Raw genomic sequence first — 527 nt, forward strand, 5'->3', positions numbered from 1 at the left:
GCAAAGGGGTCGCGCGCCAGCGATGGGTGGGCGATGGCCGCGAACGTGGTGCCGCTGCGTGCGGAGCCCAGGATCGCCACGAGACTCGTCGTCGACGCCTCGACCGACACCCAGTTGCTCGCCGGCACGCCCTGCACGTACTTGTAGAAGAGCTCCTTGGACGTCTCGATGCTGTTGGCCGACCAGTAGCCCGGCACCACGCCCCAGTCCAGGTCGCTGTCGGCGAGGTCGACCAGCCGCGGGCTCGCCAGCGACACCCAGCCCGCCCCCGGGGCCGTCCACATCGTGTTCACCGCCAGCAGGTCCCAGCTGCGCGTCGTGTCGACCGCCCAGACCGCCGTGTACGTACCGTTGCCGCCGTCGGTCGCCACGGTCGTCGTAGTCGTCAGTGTCGCGCCGTCGGCTCCCAGGACGACCGTGTCCGCCCCGAACTGGTGCAGCGTCCCCAGCGCGCCCGCCTGCACGAGCGACGCCGACTGCGCCGCCGTCGTGTAGTTGGTCAGCACGCTGTACTGACCCAGGCCCGA

1 pseudogene is annotated in these 527 nt (G+C 71.0%); it reads right to left on the reverse strand.

What is annotated here, in order from left to right:
* Positions 1-527: pseudogene (locus tag ACYVEA_RS34850) on the reverse strand (hypothetical protein); the annotation flags it as partial.

Source organism: Spirosoma jeollabukense, from assembly GCF_054777855.1.